This window comes from Actinacidiphila sp. bgisy167 (genome assembly GCF_057707665.1).
The window spans coordinates 1-1,729 of record NZ_JBYIQP010000191.1 but is presented as its reverse complement, the minus strand read 5'-3'; the positions used below and the strand labels follow the sequence as shown (position 1 = coordinate 1,729).

The window sequence follows — 1,729 nt, the reverse complement described above, 5'->3', positions numbered from 1 at the left end:
CCCCCCTCTTCCCGCCCTCCCCTCCCCCCCCCCGGCGCAGCACCCGTGCCTGCCCCTCCGCGGCGGCCAGTCCGCGCAGCGCCTCGGGGATCGGGCCGCTGCCCGTGCGGTGCCCGACGTCGGGGTGGAGCGTGCCGTTCCCGCGGACGGCCTCGCCTTCGGACGCCGCGGCGGTCCCAGCCGCCGGCGGCTCGCTAGAGGCGGCGCGCAACCTGCGGGTGGCCTCGGCGACGGAGGTGCCCGGCTGGACGGCGAGCCACGCGGCGACGAGCCGCAGGGCGGCGGGGTGGCGGCCGCACTCCTGGGCCAGGCCCTCCGCGGCCCGCGGGTCGTTGGTGATCCGCACCCGCCCGACGGCCTCGGCCAGCAGCTCGACGCACGCCGCCGGGTCGAGGCCGCCGAGGGTGCACGGACGTACGTCGTGGACGCCCGGCAGCGGTCCCTCGGCCGTGGCGACCAGCAAATTCCCCGAACCCTTGGGCATCAGGTCCAGCAACTGCCGGGGCTCGACGACGTCGTCCAGGACGAGGACGGCCTTGCGTCCGTCCAACGCGGTGCGCAGCGCGGCGAGCAGTTCCCCGTACTCCGCGGCCGGCTCGGCCTCGACGTCCATCGCGCGCAGCAGGGCACGGGCGGACTGCTCGGGCGGCACCGGACGGCCGTCGTTCTCGCTGAGCCGCAGGTAGAACTGGCCGCCGGGGTAGCGGTCGGCCACCTCGTGGGCAAGCCGCACGGCCAGCGCGGTGCGTCCCGAGCCCGGCCGGCCGGCCACGAGGAGCACCCGGCTGCCGTCGGGCGTCTGGCCGCGCAGCGCGGCCAGGCCCGGCCGGTCGATGTCGGCGCGCAGTTCCTCGAGCTCGCGGCGGCGGCCGACGAACCCCGGAAGGCCGGGGGGCAGCGTGCCGTGTGCCGGAGCCCGCGACGCAGGCTCCCACGGGCCGTCGTCAGAGGCCGCCGCCGATGCGTCGGCGTCCAGCACGTGATCCGCCACGGGCCCACTCCCGTTCTCCTACGAACGGCAAGAGCCTAGTTCACGGCGAGGGTCCAACCCCCGTACACGACGCGGCGGATCCAGCCAATGATCACCCTCTCGGACGATCGGATGGTCAGACCGAACGGTCAGGCGGAGAAGGGCCGCGCGGGCCACTCCGCCTCGGCCGGGCGCAGCGACTCCAGGCCGTCCCCCGCCCGGGCGGCCTGCAGCGACAGCACGCCGACCACCAGGCAGTTGTTGTGCACGTCCCCCGCCAGGACACCGCGGACCAGCTCGTCCACCGGGACCCGGGCGAACTCCATGTCGGCCTCTTCCTCCGACACCGCGAAGCGCTCGCCCTCCACCTCGGACAGGCCTCGGGCCAGGAAGATGCGCACGGCCTCGTCGCAGCCGCCGGGCGTGGTGTACACGTCCGTGAGCACCCGCCACTCCTCGGCCTTGACGTGCGCCTCCTCGTACAGCTCGCGCTGGGCGGCGTGCAGCGGGTTCTCACCCGGCACGTCGAGGAGCCCGGCGGGGATCTCCCACAGCTTCATCCGCACGGGGTGGCGGTACTGCTTGAGGACCAGGACGCGGTCCTGGTCGTCGAGGGCGAGCACGGCCACCGAGCCCGGGTGAACCTGGTAGTCGCGCCGGGCGACGCTGCCGTCGGGCATGACGACGTCATCGGTGCGGACGCTGGTCTTCTTCCCGGTGAAGGGGGTGGCGGTGGCGGTGACCCGCCACTCCTCGGGA

General features: G+C 75.2%; 2 protein-coding genes. Both read right to left on the bottom strand.

Annotation, left to right across the window (positions count from 1 at the left end):
* On the bottom strand, positions 1-991 hold a 991-nt coding region (locus AC3ET4_RS30680), incomplete at its 3' end, for an NB-ARC domain-containing protein (RefSeq protein ID WP_431955218.1).
* Positions 992-1,119: 128 nt separating this feature from the next.
* Positions 1,120-1,729: NUDIX domain-containing protein (locus AC3ET4_RS30675; RefSeq protein ID WP_431955217.1), on the bottom strand; the 610-nt coding region annotated here is incomplete at its 5' end.